Origin of the sequence: Sinomonas sp. G460-2 (assembly GCF_047759905.1) — a bacterium.
Lineage (GTDB): Bacteria > Actinomycetota > Actinomycetes > Actinomycetales > Micrococcaceae > Sinomonas.
In genome coordinates, this window is record NZ_JBKZWT010000281.1 from 1 (window position 1) to 4,719 (window position 4,719).

Here is a 4,719-nt window from a genome sequence, read left to right on the forward strand (position 1 = left end):
CGTCGTGCGTGATGAGCCGCACCCCGGCGACGTCCTTCGCGGAGCCGACGAGCGCCGCCGCGGCCGCCGCGAGCTTCTCCTTGCGGAGGCGCTCGAGCTCCTTCTCGGCGTTCTTGAGCTTGGACAGCGTCGCGCCGATGCGCTCGGCGAGCTGGCCCGACGGGACTTTGAACATCTCGGTGAGCTCGGACACAAGGGCGCGCTCGGCCGCCTGGTGGCGGAACGCATCGAGGCCCACGAACGCCTCGACACGGCGATTTCCGGAGCCCACGGACTGCTCGCCGAGGAGCGTGAGGGAACCGATGAGCGCGGTCGTGTCCACGTGCGTGCCTCCGCACAGCTCCATGGACCACGGACCATTGATCTCGACGACGCGCACGCGCGAGCCGTAGTTCTCGCCGAAGAGCGCCATCGCGCCGGCCGCCTTGGCCTCCGCGAGCGGCATCTCCGCGGTGTTGACGGTGAAGTTGTCGCGGATCGCGAGGTTGGCGACCTCCTCGATCTCGCTGCGCGCGGCGCCGCTGAGCTGTTCGCCCCACGCGAAGTCGAAGCGCAGGTAGCCCGCCTTGTTGAACGAGCCGCGCTGCACGGCCTCAGGGCCGAGGATCTGGCGCAGGGCCGCGTGGACGAGGTGCGTCGCCGTGTGGGCCTGCTCGGCGGCATGGCGCCGCTCGCGGTCGACGGCGGTGCGCACGAAGGCGGTCTCCGCAAGTTCGCCCTCGCGCACGATCGCCTTGTGCACGCTGAGGCCCTTGACCGGGCGCTGCACGTCGAGGACCTCGACCACGAAGCCGTCGCCCGTGATGAGGCCCGTGTCCGCGGCCTGCCCGCCGGCCTCGGCGTAGAACGGGGTCTCCTCGAGCACGATCTCGATCTCCGTGCCGGTGGCTGCGCGATCGATGCGCGCGCCCTTCGCGAGCAGGCCGCGAATGCGGGACTCGCCGTCGAGCTCGGTGTAGCCGGTGAACACGGTCGGGCCCTCGGCGAGGAGCTCCTGGAACGCCGAGAGGTCGGCGTGGCCGCTCTTCTTCTCCTTGGCGTCCGCGCGGGCCCGCTGGCGCTGGTCCTCCATGAGCGTGCGGAAGCCGGCCTCGTCCACCGCGACGCCGGCCTCTTCGGCCATTTCGAGCGTCAAGTCGATCGGGAAGCCGTACGTGTCGTGGAGCGTGAACGCCTCCTCGCCCGAGAGCCGCGTGCCCTCGGCCTTCGAGACCTTGACGGCCTCGTCGAGGCGCGCCGTGCCCGCGGCAATCGTGCGGAGGAACGCCCGCTCCTCGGCGTACGCGATCCGGCTGATGCGCTCGAAGTCCTTCTCGACCTGCGGGTAGACGCCCTTCATCGCGTCGCGGGAGGCCGGGAGCAGCTCGGGCAGGACCGGCTTCTCGACACCCAGGAGGCGCATGGCGCGCACGGCCCGGCGGATGAGGCGGCGCAGCACGTATCCGCGGCCCTCGTTCGACGGCGTGACCCCGTCCGCGATGAGCATGAGCGCCGAGCGCACATGGTCGGCGACGACGCGCATGCGCACGTCATCCGTGTGGTGCGGGTCCTCGTCGGTCTCGGCGGATGTGTACTCCCTGCCGGAGAGCTCTGCGGCCCTGTCGATGACCGGGCGCACCTGATCGGTCTCGTACATGTTCTCGACGCCCTGGAGGATCATCGCGAGGCGCTCCATGCCGAGGCCCGTGTCAATGTTCTTCTTGGGCAGCTCGCCCACGATGTCGAACTCGACCTTCGAGCGCACGTTCTCGATCTGGTACTGCATGAACACGAGGTTCCAGATCTCGACGAAGCGGTTGTCATCCGCCGCCGGGCCGCCCTCGATCCCGTAGGCGGGGCCCCGGTCGTAGTAGATCTCGGAGCACGGGCCGGCCGGGCCGGGCTGGCCCGTGGACCAGTAGTTGTCGCTCTTGCCCATGCGCTGGATGCGTTCGGCCGGGATCGACGTGTTCGCGAGCCACAGGCGCTCGGCCTCGTCGTCCTCCTCGTACACCGTGACCCACAGCCGCTCGGCAGGGAGTCCGTACCCGCCGTCGTCAACGCCCTTGGTGAGCAGTTCAAACGCGAACTTGATCGCGTCTTCCTTGAAGTAGTCGCCGAAGGAGAAGTTGCCGCACATCTGGAAGAACGTGCCGTGGCGGGCCGTCTTCCCGACCTCCTCGATGTCGCCCGTGCGGATGCACTTCTGGACGCTCGTGGCGCGGGGGAACGGCGGCTCCTCGCGGGCGGTCAGGTACGGGATGAACGGGACCATGCCGGCCACGGTGAAGAGCAGGGACGGGTCGCTCGAGACGAGGGATGCCGAAGGGACGGCCGTATGCCCCTTGCTGACGAAGTAGTCGACCCAGCGTCGAGTGATCTCGTGCGACTTCATGGCCTGTGCTTCAACCCTTCCGAATTCCTCCCGGCAGCGCTCGTGTGTGCGCGCCGTGCGCGGCGCGCGAGTGCGCTGCCGCAACGTTCCATTGTGCCCCGATCGGGCGTTCCGCCGCGAACGACCGCGGTGCTCACGCGTCGAACCCGAGCCCCTTGCGCAGCTCCGCCTCGCGCTCAGCCATGCCGTGCCGGACCTGGTCCGCGAACTGTGCCGCCGAGTCCACGAGCCTGCTCGCGGCCCGATTGAGCCCGCCGGGCTCCGACTCCGCCCGCAGCTGTTGGACCTTGCGATAGGCCGCCGCGCCGACCACGCCGCCCACCGTGAGCCAGAAGAGACGCTTCATGCTGTACCCCGTCCGTAGGCCGAACCATTCATGGGAATCTCCGCTACCGGCTGCGCCGGCCCGAGCGCTTCGTGCCGTCACTTCGCTGGGACCAGGCCGCCCGAACCCCGTACGTGAACGAGGCGACCTTGACGAGCGGCGAGCCGACCGTGGCCGCGACGAGGGACGAGAGGGCGGAGACGTTCGCGGTGGCGTCCGAGACGTTGGCCGCGATGCCGTCCACCTTCTTGAGCTGCTCGTGCGTGGTGGAGACCGTCGAGGTGACCTCGTCCAGGAGCGGAGTGGCACCGTCGGCGAGCGTCCGGATCGAGCCGCGCAGCTCGTCGAAGACCTTGCCGAGCTTGACGATCGGCACGGCGAGCAGCGCGACGAGCACCGCGAAGACGCCAGCGGCGATCAGGCCGGCGATGTCGGACCCGGACACGTTTCCTCCTCACGGGGCGCCGCGCGGCGTCCCTTGGTTACCTTACGGCACATAACGGGGACATAACGCGAAAGGAGCCCGCGGCATGCTGCCACGGGCTCCCCGCTGCTCGGCCAGAAGGCCGGGCCGAATCAGCGAGCGTAGTACTCGACGACGAGCTGCTCTTCGCAGGTCACGGGGACCTCGGAGCGCTTCGGGCGGCGGACCAGGCGGGCCTGAAGGGCCTCGAGCTTGACGTCGAGGTACCCGGGAACCGCAGGAAGAACGTCGCGGTGGGCACCGGCGGCGGCAACCTGGAACGGCGCCATCGTCTCGGAGCGCTCGTGAACGCTGATGAGCTGGCCCTCGGCGACGCGGAACGACGGGCGGTCGACGCGCTGGCCGTCCACCGTGATGTGGCGGTGCACCACGAGCTGGCGGGCCTGTGCGATGGTGCGGGCGAAGCCGGCACGCAGCACGAGGGCGTCAAGACGCATCTCGAGGAGCTCGATGAGGTTCTCACCGGTCAGGCCCTTGGTGCGCTTGGCCTCTTCGAAGGCGCGCGCCATCTGCGCCTCGCGGATGCCGTACTGGGCGCGGAGACGCTGCTTCTCGCGAAGGCGGACGGCGTAGTCCGAGTCCTGCTTCTTGCGGGCGCGGCCGTGCTCACCGGGGCCGTACGGGCGGCGCTCCATGTACTTGGCGGCCTTGGGGGTCAGGGCGATACCGAGAGAACGCGAGAGTCGCGTCTGACGGCGTGCACGAGTGCTCGACACGTGTGTCCTTTCGTTTGCGGCGGTTCATGGATCCTGGCCTCCAGGAGGGAGAGCTGCGGCCCGCTGCTGCCTTGAGCTGCCGTCCGGGTGTTCCTGCCAGAGAACAGGGGGTACCCACAACGTGCCAGACGGTCATTTAGCCTATCACGAGCCGCGGATGATCGAGCGCAGCCGTTCGAGCCGGGCGGCGATGTCCCGCTCCGCGCCATTGCCCGTCGGGACGTAATAGTCCTTGCCCACGAGGTCGTCCGGCGCGTACTGCTGCTTCGCAACGCTGTGGGGTGCGTCGTGCGAATAGACATAGCCCGAGCCGTGCCCGAGCCGTTGGGCGCCCGAGTAGTGGGCGTCGCGGAGGTGCGCCGGGACGCCCGTGCCGAGGCCCGCCCGGACGTCGGAGATCGCCGCGTTGATGCCCATGTACGAGGCGTTCGACTTCGGCGCGGTCGCAAGGTGGACCACGGCCTCCGCGAGCACAATCCGTCCCTCGGGCATGCCGATGAGCTGGACGGCCTGCGCGGCCGCGACCGCCGTCTGCAGCGCGGTCGGGTCTGCCATGCCGATGTCCTCGGCGGCCGAGATGATGAGCCGCCGCCCGATGAACCGCGGGTCCTCCCCCGCCTCGATCATCTTCGCGAGGTAGTGCAGCGAGGCGTCGACGTCGGAACCGCGGATGGACTTGATGAACGCGCTGATGACGTCGTAGTGCATGTCGCCCTGGCGGTCGTAGCGGACCGCGTGCATGTCGAGCGCCTTCTCCGCGTGCCGCACCTCGACGGTGACGGGCCCGCCTCCCGTGGCCTCGCCGTCGTCCGTCGGCGAA

General features: G+C 69.5%; 4 protein-coding genes and 1 pseudogene. All 5 read right to left on the reverse strand.

Features of this window, described 5'->3' with window-relative positions:
* Positions 1-2,374: alanine--tRNA ligase (gene alaS, locus ACLN58_RS18035; protein ID WP_415856624.1), on the reverse strand; the 2,374-nt coding region annotated here is incomplete at its 3' end.
* Between the two features lie 133 nt (positions 2,375-2,507).
* The gene (locus ACLN58_RS18040; RefSeq protein ID WP_415856625.1) at positions 2,508-2,720 is read right to left on the reverse strand and encodes a hypothetical protein; all 213 of its coding nucleotides are present in this window, start codon (positions 2,718-2,720) and stop codon (positions 2,508-2,510) included.
* A 43-nt stretch (positions 2,721-2,763) separates the two neighbouring features.
* The gene (locus ACLN58_RS18045; RefSeq protein ID WP_415856626.1) at positions 2,764-3,144 is read right to left on the reverse strand and encodes a DUF948 domain-containing protein; all 381 of its coding nucleotides are present in this window, start codon (positions 3,142-3,144) and stop codon (positions 2,764-2,766) included.
* Between the two features lie 131 nt (positions 3,145-3,275).
* On the reverse strand, positions 3,276-3,899 hold the full coding sequence (rpsD, locus tag ACLN58_RS18050; RefSeq protein ID WP_415856627.1) for a 30S ribosomal protein S4: 624 nt from the start codon (positions 3,897-3,899) through the stop codon (positions 3,276-3,278).
* Positions 3,900-4,043: 144 nt separating this feature from the next.
* Positions 4,044-4,719: pseudogene (locus ACLN58_RS18055) on the reverse strand (replication-associated recombination protein A); the annotation flags it as partial.

Coding starts and splice junctions, on each gene's coding strand:
- ACLN58_RS18040 (WP_415856625.1), bottom strand. CDS start 2,720: ATGAAGCGTCTCTTCTGGCTCACGGTGGGCGGCGTGGTCGGCGCGGCG.